A 17,472-nucleotide genomic window follows, 5' to 3' on the forward strand; every position below is an offset into this window, starting at 1 on the left:
TTTCTGCCCTTCAAGCATACCCGTACCCCATCGGCGGCAAAACATGAGTATGGTGGACTACATGACCACACCCGCAGACGTTGCACGCATGCTTGCCAACGCTGCGGCCAACCATGCCCGCAATCTGCTCGAACCGGACGCGCTGATGTACACGTCGCAGACACAGACGCTGCGCATCACGACGGACACGGCGCCGGCGAAACCCGACCCGCATACGCCGACGCCGGCGATGATGCCGCGCCGGCGCACAAGCGACCGCCCGACGACCTTCGCGTCGCTCGACGCCCAGGAGCTGCCGATCGTACGCGAATACTCGGCCGGCGGCCTCGTCTTCGACGAGCGCGGTCGCGTCGCGATCATCGCGCGGCATTCACGCAACGGCCACCTCGAATGGTGCCTGCCGAAGGGGCATATCGAAAAAGGCGAGACGCCCCAGCAGACGGCCGTGCGCGAAGTGCACGAGGAGACCGGCATCCTCGGCGAGGTCGTCGATTCGATCGCCACGATAGACTATTGGTTTACCGGAACCAGCCAACGCGTCCACAAGCTCGTCCACCACTTCGCGCTGCGCCAGATCGGCGGCGAGCTGACGGTGGAAGGCGACCCGGACCATGAGGCCGAGGACGCCATCTGGGTGGACTTCGCCGATCTGGACGATGTGCTCAGTTATCCCAACGAGCGTAAGATAGCTTGGCTGTACGCAAGGAAACTGAACAGGCAGGGCTAACGTGAACCGACGTCACACCAATCCGCACGCCCGGCGTCGCGCTTGGTGCGCGCTGCTGGTGCTGCTCATGGCGATCGCGATGGTGCTCGACGTGCATATCCCCCAGGCGGCCGCCGACGACGGCGATTCAACGACGAGCGACGTGCCCGGCGTCGCGCTGTCGGTCGAATCGCTCACCGCCGTCGTCACGGCGACCTCCGGATTCTCCGCGACGCTCACCGTCGAGAACCGCACGACGCAGCCGGTGTCCGCCGGCGCGATCGACATCATGACGAATCCCGACTACAACTTCGTCTCGCGCACCGATGTGCAGGAATGGGCGGACGGCACCGCGCAGATCGACACGACGCACGAGCTCGTGCACGCCGATGTCGCGGCGATTCCGGCCGGCGGCCGCGTCGCCGTGCACGCCGTCCTCTCCGCCCACGATCCCGCCCTCGCCGCGCTGACGACGTGGGGTCCACGCCCGCTGCACATCCTCTACACGGCACAGTCGGACGGCGACGCGCAGCCCGTGCACGCATCGCTCAACAGCTACATCACGCGATCGCAGGACGGCGCGGCCAGCGTGCGCACGCCGTCGATCGGCATCAGCATCGTCATGCCGCTCACCTCGCACGACTGGTCCGCCGACGACAAGGCACGCCAACGACTCATCACTTCGGACACGCGCGACCTGTCCGCGCAATCCATCGCGACGCTCGACGAGAACGAATGCAAGGCGCTGCATGACAAGGACCGCCTGAGCACGAAATATCCGCAGCTGCAGGTCGTCGCCGATCCGGCCGTGCTCGAAACGCTCGGCACGCCACATCTGACGGCGCTGATGCAGCCCGCCCGATTCGACATCACCTCCTATGCACGCGTCGGCGATCCGCAGGCCTATGCGCGCGCCGGCGTCGGCAAGAGCAAGTGGAGCGCCGCGAGCGGCCTCGCGCAGCTGCGCGGCGCGCTCGGCGACATGTCGGCGAGCGCGCCGGCGATCGCATGGCAGGGCGCCGACAGCTGGACGATGGACGCGCTCGATGCGGCGCGCGGGGCCGGCTATGACACGGTGATCGCGACCGGCGACTTCAACATCGCCGACGATGCGACGGCGCAGACGCTCGTCTACCGCGCGCCGACCGAGCACGGCGACGTCACCGTGCTCGCCGCGCAGCCGACACTCACGTCGCTCGCGAACGCGCACGCCACGTCGCAACATGCGCGCGCCGAACGCACCGACGCGGGGCGCATCGCGCGCTTCATCGCACAGAGCGCGTTCTATCAGATGGAGCAGCCGTACGCGCAGCGCACGCTGCTCGTCTGCTTCGGCGAGGACTCCTCGCCGAAGCAGGTCGAGATGCTGATGGATGCGCTCGGCGACGCGAGCTGGATCGATCTGACGTCGCTCGCCGATCTCACCGCCCACGACGCGCTCATCGACCCCGGACTGATGCCGCAGCTCATCGGCGAGAACGTCGGCCTGTCCGCCGGCCATGCCGCATCGGTCCGCGAGACGCTCATGCAGCTCGGCGCGAGCCGCAGCGACCTGAAGCGGCTCGGCTCGTCGATCCTCGGCGGCGACGCGCAGCAGTCGGGTGACAAGCCGAACGACGCCAGCGACAGCAACGACGACGCGTCGCAGGCGCCCTCCCCGTCGGCGACGGCGGACGCGACCGTCGACGCGCAGTCGGAATCATCGGGATCGTCGGAGGGCGGCGGCTCCCGGCTGACCGAGTCCGCCTACGCGCGCCGGCTGCTCGACGCCCATGACACGCTCGCATTGTTCGCGCTGCAAGGCGACACCGCGCTGTGCACGTCGATGCGCAAGGCGGCGGCCGCATTCTCCGACGCGGCGCTCGGCGCGATCACGCTGAGCCCGTCCGGCAACGTCAGCGTACTATCGGAGACGGCGTCGATGCCGGTCACGGTGAGCAACGGCCTGCCGTATCCGATCTCAGTGCGCATCTCGTCGCGCACCGACTCGATTGAAATCATCACGGCGCGCATGACGCCGATCACGGCGCCGGCGCGCGGCGAGGCGCAGACGTCAATCTCGATCCGTGTGACGACCTCCGGCACGGCGGTCGCGCGCGAACAGCTCGTCGACAGGGACGGCGAGCCCTTCGGCGCCATGCAGCAGACGTCGATCACCAGTTCGCTGCAGATCAGCGACAAGAGTGGTCTCGCCATCATCATCTTCGCCGTCGCGCTCGGCCTGCTCGGCCTGTGGCGGCAGTTCCACCGCAAGAAGGATCCCGACGAATGAGTTCTTCCGTAGGCCGCAATTCGCTCATCATGGCTTCCGGCACGGCGGCGTCACGCATCACCGGCCAGATCCGCACGATCCTGCTCGCAGCGGCGATCGGCACGACCGGTCTGGCGGCGAACGCCTACCAGGCCGGCTCGATGATCCCGCAGGTCATCTACACGCTCGTCTCCGGCGGCATCTTCAACGCCGTCCTCGTGCCGCATATCGTGCGCACGCTGCACAGCGACAACGCCGAGGAGCAGCTCAACAAAATCGTCACTTTCGCCGTCACATTGCTGTTCGGCGTCACGGTGCTGATGGGCGTGCTCACGCCGTGGATCACGCGGCTGTACGTCAGCGGCAGCCCCGAGCTGATCAGCCTGACCTGCGCGTTCACGCTCTGGTGCACGCCGCAGATCTTCTTCTACGGCCTGTATACGGTGCTCGGGCAGATCCTCGCCGTCAAGAACAAGTTCGGCGCCTACGCGTGGAGTTCGGTCGGCGCGAACCTGATCAGCTGTCTCGGCTTCATCCTGTTCATCGCGATCTACGGCAACCATGCGCAGTCATCGGCCGGCGCATGGACGACGCCGAAGATCGCGCTGACGGCCGGCATGTGGACGCTCGGTGTCATGTTCCAGGCGCTGATTTTGTTCGTGCCGCTGCTGCGCGCCGGTTTCCGCTTCCGGTTCCGCTTCGGCGTGCGCGGCATCGGCCTGCGCACGATGGGCCCGATCGCCGCGTGGAGCATGGGCATCGTCGGCATCGACCAGATCGCCAACATCGTCATCACGCGCATCCTGACGAGCGCGCCGGGACTCGCCGAACGCACGATGCATATCAGCGAGTTCGACGTCGCCGGCAACGCGACCTACCAGAACGCGTACACGATCTACATCCTGCCGTATTCGCTCATCGCCGTCTCCGTCGCCACGGCGATCTTCCCGCAGATCTCGTCGGCGATCGCCGACCGTGACATCGCGCGCGCCCGCGACGACCTGAGTGGCGCGCTGCGCACGGTCGGCGCGATCATGTTCCTGTTCACGGCCTTCTTCCTCGTCATGCCGCTCGCGATCACACGTGCGCTGCTGCCGACCGTCTCCGTCAGCCAGGCGATCCTCATCTGCGGCCCGTTGATGGGCCTGTGCGTCTGCCTGCCGCTTGCAAGCGCGTATCTGATCATCCAACGCACGTTCTACGCCTTCGAAGACGGCCGTTCCCCGTTCATCTTCATGCTGATCATGTACGCGCTGCAACTGTCGTCGTGCCTGCTGTGCACGCGCCTGCTGCCGCCGACCGACTGGGCGGCCGCCGTCGGCCTGTGCGCGTCGGGGAGCTATCTGCTGTCCTTCATCCCGCTCGTGCATATGCTGCGCAAGCGTTTCAACGGCTCGCTCGACGGCCGCCGCATCGCGCTCACCTATGGCAAGGCCTTCGCGGCGATGATCGTAAGCGTCGTCATCGGCTTCGCATTGCAACGGCCGATCTACCATCTGCTGCACGTCGACGATCCGTCGAGCGGCGGCATCGTCGGCTGGCTGCAGTCGGTCGGCGCCGCGGCGCTGCTGTTCGTCGTCATCGTCGTCGTCTATCTGGGCGTGCTGTGGGTGCTGCGCTGCGAGGAGCTGACGGCCGGCGTCGCCTCGCTGCGGGCACGACTGTCGCACCGTGCGCCCGCCGCCGCGGACGCGACGGCCGATGCCGCCGAACATGCGGTCGACGCCGACGTCGACGACAGCACACGCGTCATCCCCGAGCTGATCCGCATCGCGCCGGCCGTGCCGATCGACGAGCTCGCGCAGCTCGATCCGCCGGTGCCCGCGGAGCTCGCCGAACCGCCGATTGCGCTGGCCGCCGACGAGCCGCGCACGCCGGCGCCGACGACCACCGCGGACAGTAGAATGACGATGCACACATCCGCAAGGCCTTACGAATCAGGGGTGACCATGAAGCCTCATCTGGGAGATACGATTCTCAACCGATACACGCTCGTATCGCCGTTGCGTGAAGAGGCCGGACTGCAGGTGTGGAAGTCGAACGACCGCGTCCTGTCGCGCGACTGCCAGCTGTTCATCGTCAACAACCGCGCCGTCCTGGCGAGCACGAACGCGCTTGCCGGTACGCTCGCCGCGTCCCGCGACCCGCGCTTCACGCAGGTCATCCAGCTGCAGCACGACGGCGACATCGCCGTCATCCTCACGAGGCTCGACTGTGGCGTCTCGATCAGCGAATACATGCGCGACGACGGCGCCGGCGCACCTCCACTCAGCTACGAGGCGATGCGCACGATCATCGGCGAGACGATGGACGCGGTCCGCTTCCTGCAGCGCGACCGCCTGACGCATCGCGCACTGTCGACCGACACGGTGCGCCTGACGCGCAACGGCGTCCAGCTCGCCGACACCCCGGTGAGCGCCGCGCTCGCCGACACGGCGAACACGCCGGCCTCGTACAACGACGAGCGCCGCGCGATCCGTCAGATCGCAGGCGTCCTCTACGGCATGCTCACGCGCACGCCGTCGACGATGCATCCGCGTTTCTCGCTCGACAAGCTGCCGCAGGACGCGCCTATCGAGTTCCGCCTCATCGTCAAGCGCGGCCTCGAGCTGAACGAGGGCGCCAAGCCGACGGTGCCGCTCGTGACGATGGCCGAGATGGACGCGCTGCTCGGCGCGCGCAAGCCGCTGCATGCGCTGACGCGCCACGATCTGCGGCTGACCGGCGCCGACGGCGAATGCTCGATCGTGCGTGCGATGATCCAGCCGGCGCTGCCCGGCGACATCCTGCCGATCCCCGATTCGATGGTCTCATCGCAGACGATGCCGTCGATGATGTTCCCGGCGCAGCAGCTCGATCCGGAATCGCTCGCCGAACTCGAGGAGGAGACCGAGGAGGCGAAGGAGCAGGAGGCCTCCGACACGGCGGCCGGCCGTTCGTTCAAAGCGTTGTGGAACAAGAGCAAGGCGATCATGGGCGGCACCGACGACACGGCCGCGAAGATTCCGGAGATCTCGCCGAACAACGAGACCGAGATGTTCACCGCCTTCGACCCGAACGCCGTCCAGGAGACGCCGATGACGCCGTCGCGCATGACGGTGCCGCTCGATGTGTCCTCGATGCGCGACGGCACGATCGACACGTCGTCGTCGACGTCGTCGACCGGCCATCTGCCGGCGATCGACGAGCACGGCAACGTCATCCCCGACGGTTCGCAGTCGCAGCGCGAACTGCGCAAGGAACGCGAGGACATCGACGCGACCTACGTCATGGGCGCGCCGGCGCTGCCGCCGAGCTTCGCGCCGCAGGAGCGTCCGAAGACGCAGCCGGCGCCGAACTACACCGAACCGAAGCCGAAGAAGAAGGGCAAGACGCGCGCCGCGATCATCGTCGGCATCATCGCCATCCTCGTCGCGCTCGGCTTCGCCGTGCACAGCATCGCGACGAGCGGATCGCTGTTCGGATTCGGCAAGCAGGACACGACGTACTGGCCGTCCGACGGCAGCTTCGGCGACGTCCCCTTCGGCAAGCGCAACGGCGACGATGTGAAGACGCCGGAGTCCGGCGAACGCCAGACCGAGACGCCGAAGCCGACGCAGAAACCGTCGAAGGCGCCGAACAACACCGCGTATCCGACGGACCGGGGGCAGTTCCTCGACCGTCCGGCCGGTCAGCAGGGCTATGGCTACTATCTGCATCTGACGAACAAGGAGAACGTCGACCGTCTCGTCGTCAAGATCCAGTCGTCCGGCGGCAAGGGCGTCGTCTATGCGAACGCGACGGCCGACAATCCGACCGGCGGCGAGAAGATGGCCGAGTTCACCTTCGCCGAGGGCGGCACGACCGAGGTCAAGTTCTCGAAGCCGATCGAGACGCAGGACATCGTCATGTGGGTGCCGCTCGACAGCCTGCCCGGCAACCAGCTATACATCGATTCTGTACAGGCCTTCTGAGTCACAGCGCACCGATCGTCCATGGCGCCCGTGGGACTGCAACGTCCCACGGGCGCCCTTGTGTTTTCCATGTCCAGGTGCCGCCGAGAGCGATACGTCGAAATAATCGGCGGGTCGCATCTATTGTGAAGGCATGAGTGAAATTCGCGACGTCATCATCATCGGTTCGGGTCCCGCCGGCTACACGGCGGCCATCTATCTGGGACGGGCCGGCCTGAAGCCCCTCGTCATCGCGGGCGCGCTCACGCCGGGCGGCCAGCTCGTCAACACGACGGAGGTCGAGAACTTCCCCGGCTTCCCAGACGGCGTGCTCGGCCCCGATCTGATGGAGGCGATGCAGCGTCAGGCGGAGCGTTTCGACGCCGAACTCGTCTACGACGACGTCGAATCGGTCGAACTCGACGAGACGATCAAAACGGTGCGCTGCAACGGCGGCGACGTCTACCGCGCACGCGCCGTCATCGTGGCCACCGGCTCGTACTACCGCCATCTCGATGTGCCCGGCGAGGAGGAGTACGCCGGCAAGGGCGTCTCGTACTGCGCGACCTGCGACGGCTTCTTCTTCCGCGGCAAGCCGATCGTCGTCGTCGGCGGAGGCGACTCGGCGATGGAGGAGGCCGGTTTCCTGAGCCGTTTCGGTTCGTCGGTGACATTGCTGCACCGGCGCGACCAGTTCCGCGCGTCGCGGATCATGATCGACCGCACGATGGAGAATCCGGCGATCGACGTGATGACGAACACCGTCGTCGCGAGCATCAACGGCGACGGCAAGGCCGTCACGTCGGTCACCGTGCGCGACGTGAACACCGGCGAGGAGCGTGAACTCGACGCGAACGGCGTGTTCATCGCGGCCGGTCAGATCCCACAGACCGCGTTCCTCGGCGGCGCATTGACGCTCGACGACCACGGCTACATCGTCGTCGCCGGCGCGGGCACAAGCACGAACGTGCCCGGCGTCTTCGCGGCCGGCGACTGCGCCGACCCGGTCTACCAGCAGGCGATCAGCGCCGCCGGCACCGGCTGCCGCGCGGCGATCGACGTGCAGACCTACCTCGAATCGCTCGCCGAGGAGGCCGACGCCTGAGCCGTCAGGGCGACTGCCGAGCAATGCGACGTACAAGAGGGCCGTGCGAACCGACAATCGGTTCGCACGGCCCTCGTACGTATGGGCTCTGTGCCATTGGCCGTCGGCGGTCGGCCGGCGGCGCCCATCACTGCGGGTCGAGCAGTCCGATGATGCGTTCCATCTCCTCGAGCGACGAGAACACGATCTCGATGCGGCCGTGCTTTTCCGAGCCCTTGATCGAGACCTTCGTGCCGTAGCGCTGCTCAAGGCTGACCTGGATCGGCGAACCGGCCCACGGATTATGCTTGTTCGCCTTCGGTTTCTTCGGATGGTCGCTCGCCTGCATCGAGACGATCTCCTCGACGCTGCGCACGCTCAGGCCCTCGTCGACGATGCGCTTGGCAAGCGCCTCCATCGACTCGGCGTCCGGCAGGCCGAGCAACGCGCGCGCATGGCCGGCCGAGATCTTGCCGGAGGCGACGGTCTTCTGCACGCTCGCCGGCAGGTTCATCAGGCGCAGCGTGTTCGCGATCTGCGGGCGCGACTTCGAGACGGAGCGCGCGAGCTGCATCTGCGTGAGGCCGAACTCGTCGATCATCTGCTGGTAGGCGGCCGCCTCCTCGAGCGGGTTGAGCGCGACGCGGTGCAGGTTCTCGAGCAGTGCGTCGCGCAGCATGTAGTCGTCGGCCGTCGTCTTGACGATCGCCGGGATCGTCTTGAGTCCGGCGAGCTGCGAAGCGCGCCAACGGCGCTCCCCCATGATCAGTTCGTATTCGCTGTCCATCTGGTCGGCGAAACGGTCGCCCGTCTGCTGCTTCGGCCGCGCGTGCGCGGCGCGGATCTGCTCGACCGGGCGCTTGCGCACGACGATCGGCTGCAGCACGCCGACCTCCTTGATCGATTCGGACAGCTCGCGTAGTTCGTCGTCGTCGAAGACGGTCCGCGGCTGATGCAGGTTCGGACCAATCTGTGTGACCTCGAGTTCGACGAGATAGCCGCCTTCGACCGGTTTGAGGCCGTTCTCGTCCTCTTGCGGCTGCGTCTTGGCGTCGGTCTTCGCGACGATCGGCGTGCCGTCGAAGAACATGTCGCTCGGATGCGCCATGTCGCCGATCGCCGGCATCGCCGCGCGCTTCGACGACGTCTTCGTCGACTGTGCGGACGACGACGTATCAACGTCGTTCTGCGCGATCGGACGGTGTTCGGCGGCCTCCGGCTGCAGCGTCATCGGCGCCGCGAGCTTCGAGACGGTGTCGCCGTGGCGCGTCATTGCACCCATCGACGGAATCGTCGAGCTCAGCGGCGAAATCGGCGCGGACGACTGGTCACCGGCGGCCGGCTGCTGCTGCGCCGGCTTCTTCGCGGCCGGCTTTCCTTCGGTCGGCTTCTTCGCCGCCGGCTTCGGCTGCGGCTTCGGCTGCGGCTTCGCCGCTGGCGTCACCGGCCTTGCAGGCTGTTCGCCGGGCAGCGAGGGGAACAGCGCACCGAGTCCTCGGCCCAAACGTGATTTCGATGCCATGTCACTCCTCGTTTCTTCTCGATGCGATGGTCTCCAGCACTACGGCCGACCGGTTGTTGATTTCGAGCGCGGCCTCGCGGTAGGCGATCGCGCCCATGCCGCGCGGGTCGTAGGTGACGACGGTCTGCGCGAAGCTCGGCGCCTCCGAGATCTTGACGGTGCGCGGGATCGTCGTGTCGAGCACGATGCTCGGGTAGTGGCTCTTCACTTCCTCGTACACCTCGCGGCTGAGCAGCGTACGGCGGTCGAACATCGTCACGAGCATCGTCGAGACGAGCAGCTCGGGGTTGAAGTTCGACTGGACGAGGCCGATCGTGTTGATGAGCTGCCCGAGGCCTTCGAGCGCGTAGTATTCGGCCTGGATCGGGATCAGCATCTCGGAGACCGCGCACATCGCGTTGATGACGAGCAGGCCGAGGCTCGGCGGGCAGTCGACGAGCACGTAGTCGTAGTGCACGTCGCTGTCGGCGAGGAAGTCGTCGAGCGCGTGGCGCATCAGGTTGTTGCGGTCGGGCATGTCGGCGAGCTCGAGGTCGGCGCCGCTCAGGTCGATCGACGCGGGCACGACGTGCAGCGTCTCATAGTCGGGGCAGGTCTGCATGACGTCGGCGATCGTCGCACGCCCTTCGATGACGTCGTAGACCGACGGATCTCCGGAGTTGTGCTTCGCGCCGAGCGCCGTCGACGCGTTGCCCTGCGGATCCATGTCGACGACGAGCACGTTCATGCCCGTCTGCGCGAACGCGGCGGCCACGTTGACTGCCGTGCTCGTCTTGCCGACGCCGCCCTTCTGATTGGCGACGGCGATGCGGCGCGTGCGCGCCGGTCGTTTGAATTCCGCGGCGTTGATGCGTTCGTAGCGCGTGGATTCGTCGGCGATCTGCGAGCCGACGCCGGAGTCGCTGCCTTTGAAAATGCGCGCCAGCGTCTCCATTGTGCTTTCCATGCCGGGGATATTCCCTTGATCTGTCACGAGGACTGTCCTCCTAGTTGAGTCGCAGTGTCTTCAAGTCTGTGTAGCCGTATGGACAGGGCACACGCCCCGCTCCATTGTGGATAACCGGTGGATGATTGTGGATAACTCTTTCGCCGCCCATACCGTCTCCACTGTGGAAACCGTTGATTTTCAAGCTATCAGTGGTAATCAAGTTATCCACATCAGCATTGTGGATAACTTTTCCGAACCGACAAGAGATGTGGATAACCTACCGCTTCGCCGCCTTCTTGCCGGCCGCCTTCTTATTGATGACAACGACGCGCGTATCCTCGAGGCCTTCGGCGACCGGCGCCGTCACGACGCGCGGGCGCACGCCGCCGTATTGGGCGATCACCTTGCGCGCCTTGTCGATTTCCGCCTGGGCGGAACGTCCCTTGAGCGCGATGAGCTCGCCACCGGGCTCGACGAGCGGCAGCGTCCAGCCGGCGAGCTTCGTCAGCGGCGCGACGGCGCGGCAGGTCACGGCCGCGAACGGATGCCGAATCGTCTCGTACACCTCTTCGGGGACGACGACGGAAGCCTTGACATGGCGCTTCGCCGCCGGCCGCCGTTCGTCGAGCGCGGCGATCGCCTCTTCGGCGCGCGCCCGCACGACGGTCACGTTCCGCACCCCCATCGCCTCGACGCATTCGGCAAGCCATTCGCAGCGCCGTTCCATCGGCTCGATGAGCGTGAATGCGCAATCGGGCAGCATCGCGGCGGCCACGAGCCCCGGGAAACCGCCGCCGCTGCCGATGTCGGCGACGGTCTTGAACTGTCGCCCCTCGGTCGCCTCACGGATGAACGGCACAACCGCCGCCGAATTGAGCAGATGCCGCTCCCATAGGATGTCCACGTCGCGCGGGCCGATGAGACCCCTCGGCTCACCTTCCTGCGCGAGTTTCCCGTGAAACACACGCATCGCATCCAGCGCGTCGCCGAAGGTCGCCTCAAGCACCGGGGAATCGGCAAGCTGTTCGTCGGTATGGATCTCGTCACTCATAACGCACCATCCTATACCGTTTTCACCGGCAACATCGCCGCCATGGCGCACTTTTCTCACGTGAAACACCACGATATCACCACGTGAAACAACTCTCCGACCGACTGCGCAGCGCCGCATATATGACATCACGCCAGCGTGGCGTCCGGCGACACGTCGCAATGGTCGAAATTATCCGGACAGCCACATCGACCTCGCACAGCATCGCCAGTCGCATATAAGGCAGCGCCGCCTCATCCGCACAGTTTCGCCGGCCAGTGGCGGAAAGCCGATCGAGGGAACAATCCTCGCCATTATACTCAGCGTTATGTCAGCCCAAATCGACGGCATGCGTTCGGCCAAACGCCGGACACCGGGCATGGGACGGCGTCGGAGCAGGCCGCGGCGGACTCTTCGAGCGCGTCAACGTCGATCGGTGCGATGGATTGACCCCACCGGCCTCGGTTCTGGAATATGGAAAGAATACGGACACGGGGCTCGGCGGCGCCAGTCCGCCACGCTGCTTCCCCCACGCGAATGCCGTCGGGCTCAGCGAGAACATCATCACTGCCGCCAAGCTCTCCTTCACGACCATTCGGCCATACCGGCGTGTCGAATCGGCGATGGAGTTCCGCCTGCCGAACAACACCGCCCATGAAGGCGACACGTCCGCAATCCGCCTGCCGGAGGGCTTCGCCTTCTATACGGAGCACGACTTCGACGTCAGGAGCCCGATGCCATTGGCGAACACCGGTACCGCGACACATGTCATCATCGGCACCTCCGGTAACGGGCCATTAATCAGCGCCGCGCGTTTGTTTACCGCACCGTAACCGCAAACGGGCGAGCGCAACGGTCCGCTGCGGCACAATCGAACCATCGGCGGAAAAGAAGAGGTGATGCATATGGGCACATCCACATTGGAACCATTGATCGACGATCCGATCGATGCTGTCTCGCTGAATGCCTTCAGCGCGCTCACGAAAGGATCGCCTGCCCCGTACTGGCTGTTCCGGGGCGTCTGCGGCGCATGGGGCATAGAACAGCCGCGTGCGCGGCTCGACCTCATCACCGTCTCGGAGAATGCGACGTTCCTGCTGCTCATCGACGGCGAACCGGAAGGAGTCGTACGCGTCTCGCAGCCAGGGTATGTGGGAGGCCCCGAAGCGGTCGCCTCGGAAATCGCATGGCTCAACGCGCTGCATGACATCGACGGCATCCATCTGATCGATCCGGTGCCCACCGTGCGCGGCACCTTCGTCACGAAGATTCGCGATCTCAATGGCGTAGGCTGGACGGTCGTCTCCACGAAATTCGTCGAAGGCACCGTGCTCGAGGATCTTGACGACCCCAGCTCCCACTACGAGACCATCGGCTCATGGGCGGCGGAATTCCATCGGCAATCACGCGCATGGCAACGACCATACGGATTCAAGCGCTTCAACTGGGACCTGTCGGACATGGTCGGGATCTCGCCGCGCTGGGGGCGATGGGAGACCGCGCTGCTGACGGACGCGCAACGTGAGCTGTGCACGGCCGCGCTCGACAAGGCACTCGCCGTCATGTCCGATGCGCCACGCACATCACGGACATGGGGACTCATCCACGCCGACCTGCGCCCGAGCAACATCATCCGCGGCGCCGACGGGACGCTCACCGTCATCGACTTCGACGATGCCGGATACGGCTGGTATCTCTACGACTACGCATCGTCGCTGAGCTTCATCGAACACAAGGAGTACGCGCCGCAGCTCGCACAGGCGTGGATCCGCGGCTACGAACACGTCGCGGGCGACTTCAGCGACGTCGAGCGCGAAATCATGTCCGCACTGTCGATGATCCGGCGTCTGCAGATGCTCGGATGGACGACGAACCACCGCGAAGATGCACTTCCCGACGGCCTCGCGCGCGAGCAGGCGCCGGGAAGCGTCATGTGCGCACGCCGCTATCTTGACGACTCGTTCTGGCTCATGCGTTGACGCCGCGACCGACGCACCGTCAACGACCGCATCAACACAGGAAGCCGCATCGACATACCAACACGACCAGCACACCATCGGAGAAAAGAGGAACGATCATGTCCAGCACAGTGTCGGGAAACGGTCTGGGATCGGTCACATACGTGGCCACCGAGAAGGACTACTTCAAGAAACGGCAGCTCAAACGCACAACCGGAGCGTTCGGCCTATGGGCGATCGGCGTCTCAGCCGTCGTCTCCGGCGACTTCTCGGGATGGAACGGCGGCATCGCACAAGCCGGATGGGGCGGATTCCTCATTGCGGCGGTCGTCGTCTACGCGATGTACGTCCTCATGCTCAACGCAATCAGCGAAATGGCCTCCGCGATGCCGCACACCGGCGGCGCATATTCGTTCGCACGCGCCGCGATGGGACCATGGGGCGGCTTTTTCACCGGTCTGGCCGAAACGGTCGAATACGTGATGACGGCGGCCACGATCGTCTACTTCTCCTCCGCCTATGCCGATTCGATCCTGATGGATCTCACCGGCTTCTCACTGACTGACGCCGGCTACCAATGGGTATGGTGGCTCGGCATCTACGCGATCTTCGTGGCCCTGAACTGGGCCGGCGCCGAGACGTCGTTCCGTTTCGCGCAGGTCGTCTCGATCGCCGCGCTTGCGATCGTCGCTTTCTTCGGCGTCTATGCCCTGTTCAGTGGCAAGGTCGATTTCTCGTCGCTGCTCGACATCAAGGCCACCGCCGGCAACAGCAGTTTCCTGCCGTTCGGCGTCGGGGCGATATTCTTCGCGATGCCGTTCGCGATGTGGCTCTTCCTCGGCATCGAGCAGCTGCCGCTGGCCGCCGAGGAGGTTCGTGAGCCGGAACGTAACATCCCGAAGGCGTCGCGCCTGTGCATCATGACGCTCGGCATCTCGGCGCTCATCGTCGTCTTCCTCAATCCGGCGGTCCTGGGTTCCGCTGCGCTCGGCGGCTCCGACGAACCGCTGCTTGACGGATTCCGTGCGATTCTGCCGGGCAATCTGGCCGCGGTGCTTTCGGCCTTCGCGCTTGTGGGTCTGCTCGCCTCCGTGCAGGGCATCACCTTCGCCTATGGCCGTAATCTCTATTCGCTGAGCCGCGCCGGCTACTATCCGGCGTTCCTCTCGCTCACCGGCAAGAGGAAGACGCCGTACTGGGGTCTTGTGGTCGGCGCAATCATCGGCTTCGCCGCGTTGTTCATCATCGCATACGGCGGCGAAGGCGCCGGCTCGGTCGTGCTCAACATCGCAGTGTGGGGCGCCGTGCTCGCCTATCTGCTGCAAATGGTCTCCTACGTCTTGCTGCGCAAGCGCATGCCGAACATCAAGAGGCCGTTCGTCTCCAGATTCGGTGTTCCCGGAGCGGTGGTCGCCGGCCTGCTGTCGTTCGCGATCTTCGTTGCCGTACTGCTCAATCCCGACTATCGACTCGCCGTCTATGTGATGGTCGGCATCTATCTGGCCGCCACCGTGTTCTTCGCGGTGTATGGGCGCAAGCATCTCGTGCTCTCCCCCGAGGAGGAGTTCGCTGCCTCCGGCGGCACCGCCGCGTACCGGACGCATGAATGACAGGCTGCGGGGCGCGTATACCTTTCCACCACCTCTTGCGTACCGGGCGGCCGCGAACGGGCACGATGCCCGTTCGCGGCCGCCCGGTGCGCAAGACGCTGCGACGCATCTCCGGCGGATGCCACACGCCCTGCGTGCACAACCATTCACTGCCCGTCCCGCCATAATGGTTCATTTCCGGAGTGTATCCATGGCCGCTACATTGCCGCGATAGGCTCGCCATCATCGACGAACAGCACAGTACGGCACACCCAAGGAGACCCCCATGGCAACTCGCTCGACGATCATGGACACGAACAGCTTCCGCCCGGAGATGGCGGCGGCACTCGACCCGCGGACGCGCAGGCTCACCGAGGAACGCAGCGTGCTCGGCCCGGCCTACCGCCTGTTCTACCGCAATCCGGTGCATCTCGTACGCGGACAGGGCGCACGGCTGTGGGATGCGGACGGCGTGGAATACCTGGATGTCTACAACAATGTGGCGTCGGTGGGCCATGCGAATCCCCGCGTCGTGGACGCGATGACCCGTCAGGCGAGCGCGCTCAACACGCACACCCGCTATCTGCATGAGAACATCCTCAACTACGCCGAGGATATTCTGAGCACGATGCCGCCGGAAATCGACCGCATCATGTTCCAGTGCACCGGATCGGAAGCCAATGATCTCGCCGTGCGCGTCGCGCAGACCTATACAGGCGGCGAGGGCGTCATCGTGACCGCCGAAGCCTATCACGGCAACTCGGCACTCACATCGAAGCTATCCCCGGCACTCGGCACCGCGCAGGAACTGGGATTGACGATGCGTACGATCCCCACGCCGGATACCTATCGGCTCGTCATCGACGGCAAGCCGGCCGACGAGTGCACGGCACAGGACTTCGGCGCATGGATGGCCGGTGAGGTGCGCAAGGCCGTGGCGGACATGGAGCGGCACGGCATCCGCTTCGCCGCGCTGCTCGCCGATTCGATCTTCTCGTCCGACGGCGTCTACCCCGATCCGGTCGGCTATCTCCAACCGGTCATCGACACCGTGCACGAGCTCGGCGGCGTGTGGATCGCCGACGAGGTGCAGCCCGGCTTCACGCGCACCGGCGACGCGTTCTGGGGCTTCGAACGCCAAGGCATCGTCCCGGACGTCGTCACGAGCGGCAAGCCGATGGCGAACGGCCTGCCGACGTCGCTGATGGCGGCACGCCACGAAGTGCTCGAACCCTTCGCCGCGTCAATCCCGTACTTCAACACTTTCGGCGGCAATCCCGTCTGCATGGCCGCCGCGCAGGAGACGCTCAACGTCATGCGCGACGAGGATACGATGGGCAACGCGAAACGTGTCGGCGCCATTTTCAAACAGGCCGTGACCGACCTGATGGCCGACCATCCGTGCATCGGCGACGTGCGCGGCGCCGGACTGTACATCGGATGCGAGATCGTGGCGCCCGGTACGAAGGACCCCGATCAGCCGACGGCACTCGACATCCTCGAGACGTTGCGCGACCACCATGTGCTGACCTCGGTGTGCGGACGGTTCGGCAACATCCTCAAACTGCGGCCGCCGCTCGTGTTCACCGAGGACGACGTGGACATGTTCATCAGCGCGTTCGCCACCACTCTTGAGGAACTCGGATGCTGACCCATCCCACCGCCGATGACGTCGTGCACAGAATACGATCCATCATCCGCACGCAGGAGCTCCGTCCGGGCGAAAAGCTCGGATCCGAGCGCGCGCTCGCGGCATTGTTCGGCATTTCGCGCGCACTGCTCAGGCTTGCGCTCGCGCAGCTTGAACAGACCCATGAGATCGTCCGCCGAATCGGACGCAACGGCGGCATCGTCATCGCCGACGGCAGGCTCGAACGCTCGCTGAACACGGTGGAATCGCTCACGCAGATCGCGAGGAGGCAAGGCTGGCGACTCACGTCCACCGTGCTCAATGCGACGCTCACCACCGGGTCGCCTGCGGACCGCCGCCTGCTGCGTCTGCCCGACGGCCGCCCGATGGTCTATGCGATCACCCGTCTGCGCATGCTCAACGGCACGCCGCTTTCCCTTGAGGAGACCCATCTGCCGGCATACCGTTTCGAGCGCTTCCTCGACCTCGACCTGACCACATCCTTCTATGGGCATTTCGAGGACGACTACGGCATACACCCGAAGTTCGTCGACGAGACGCTCGACGTGACCGCCGCGGACATCGATCAGGCGTCCCTTCTCGGCGCCACGGCGGGCGCACCACTGCTCCGCATCCACCGCATCACCGCCGACACGCATGGCTTGCCGTGCGAACGGGCAATCGACATGTACCGCTCCGACCGCATACGCTTCACGATGCATCATTCCGGCTTCGTGCGCCTGTCCGCCACACGCACGCCGTGACCACGCCAAGGCGCAAGGGCGGCGCTAGGATAGTGGATGCCGCAAGACGCCCGGATGTGCGGACGGCGCGCCGGACGC

General features: G+C 65.5%; 12 protein-coding genes. 9 read left to right on the forward strand and 3 right to left on the reverse strand.

The window, feature by feature from the left end:
• Positions 1 to 61 precede the first annotated feature (61 nt).
• The 4 genes from BcFMB_RS02370 to trxB all read left to right on the forward strand — a co-directional run bounded on the left by BcFMB_RS02370 (position 62) and on the right by trxB (position 7,994).
• A complete protein-coding gene (locus tag BcFMB_RS02370; protein WP_024540178.1) occupies positions 62 to 727 on the forward strand; it encodes an NUDIX hydrolase in 666 nt (221 codons plus the stop codon).
• A gap of 1 nt (position 728) precedes the next feature.
• Positions 729 to 2,978, forward strand: coding sequence for a DUF6049 family protein (locus BcFMB_RS02375; protein ID WP_099720945.1), 2,250 nt, complete (start codon positions 729 to 731; stop codon positions 2,976 to 2,978).
• Entirely contained in the window at positions 2,975 to 6,910 is a 3,936-nt protein-coding gene (locus BcFMB_RS02380; protein WP_099720946.1) for a murein biosynthesis integral membrane protein MurJ, read from the forward strand. Before BcFMB_RS02375 ends, BcFMB_RS02380 begins: the two co-directional genes overlap by 4 nt.
• A gap of 133 nt (positions 6,911 to 7,043) precedes the next feature.
• Positions 7,044 to 7,994 carry a thioredoxin-disulfide reductase gene (trxB, locus tag BcFMB_RS02385; protein WP_024540175.1) on the forward strand — a complete coding sequence of 317 codons (951 nt, stop codon included), beginning with the start codon at positions 7,044 to 7,046 and terminating at the stop codon, positions 7,992 to 7,994.
• 127 nt (positions 7,995 to 8,121) lie between these two features.
• On the opposite strand, the gene BcFMB_RS02390 is transcribed toward trxB, so the two are convergent.
• The 3 genes from BcFMB_RS02390 to rsmG form a co-directional block, all read right to left on the reverse strand.
• Positions 8,122 to 9,495, reverse strand: a complete 1,374-nt coding sequence (locus BcFMB_RS02390; RefSeq protein WP_099720947.1) for a ParB/RepB/Spo0J family partition protein — start codon at positions 9,493 to 9,495, stop codon at positions 8,122 to 8,124.
• 1 nt (position 9,496) lies between these two features.
• Positions 9,497 to 10,441, reverse strand: a complete 945-nt coding sequence (locus tag BcFMB_RS02395; protein ID WP_198405435.1) for a ParA family protein — start codon at positions 10,439 to 10,441, stop codon at positions 9,497 to 9,499.
• A 259-nt stretch (positions 10,442 to 10,700) separates the two neighbouring features.
• A complete protein-coding gene (gene rsmG, locus BcFMB_RS02400) occupies positions 10,701 to 11,474 on the reverse strand; it encodes a 16S rRNA (guanine(527)-N(7))-methyltransferase RsmG (protein ID WP_099720949.1) in 774 nt (257 codons plus the stop codon).
• Between the two features lie 425 nt (positions 11,475 to 11,899).
• On the opposite strand from rsmG, the gene BcFMB_RS09470 reads away from it, so the two are divergent.
• From BcFMB_RS09470 to BcFMB_RS02425, 5 genes are all read left to right on the forward strand, one after another.
• Complete coding sequence (locus tag BcFMB_RS09470) at positions 11,900 to 12,286, forward strand: hypothetical protein (RefSeq protein ID WP_024540172.1); 387 nt, start codon at positions 11,900 to 11,902, stop codon at positions 12,284 to 12,286.
• A gap of 72 nt (positions 12,287 to 12,358) precedes the next feature.
• A complete protein-coding gene (locus BcFMB_RS02410; RefSeq protein ID WP_099721697.1) occupies positions 12,359 to 13,432 on the forward strand; it encodes a phosphotransferase enzyme family protein in 1,074 nt (357 codons plus the stop codon).
• Positions 13,433 to 13,530: 98 nt separating this feature from the next.
• Complete coding sequence (locus tag BcFMB_RS02415; RefSeq protein WP_232513854.1) at positions 13,531 to 15,021, forward strand: amino acid permease; 1,491 nt, start codon at positions 13,531 to 13,533, stop codon at positions 15,019 to 15,021.
• A 265-nt stretch (positions 15,022 to 15,286) separates the two neighbouring features.
• A complete protein-coding gene (locus BcFMB_RS02420; protein ID WP_099720951.1) occupies positions 15,287 to 16,651 on the forward strand; it encodes an aspartate aminotransferase family protein in 1,365 nt (454 codons plus the stop codon).
• Entirely contained in the window at positions 16,645 to 17,394 is a 750-nt protein-coding gene (locus BcFMB_RS02425; RefSeq protein WP_024540168.1) for a GntR family transcriptional regulator, read from the forward strand. The genes BcFMB_RS02420 and BcFMB_RS02425 overlap by 7 nt, the downstream gene beginning before the upstream one ends.
• The last annotated feature ends 78 nt before the right edge of the window (positions 17,395 to 17,472 follow it).

Origin of the sequence: Bifidobacterium choerinum (assembly GCF_002761235.1) — a bacterium.
In the GTDB taxonomy this organism is placed as follows: domain Bacteria; phylum Actinomycetota; class Actinomycetes; order Actinomycetales; family Bifidobacteriaceae; genus Bifidobacterium; species Bifidobacterium choerinum.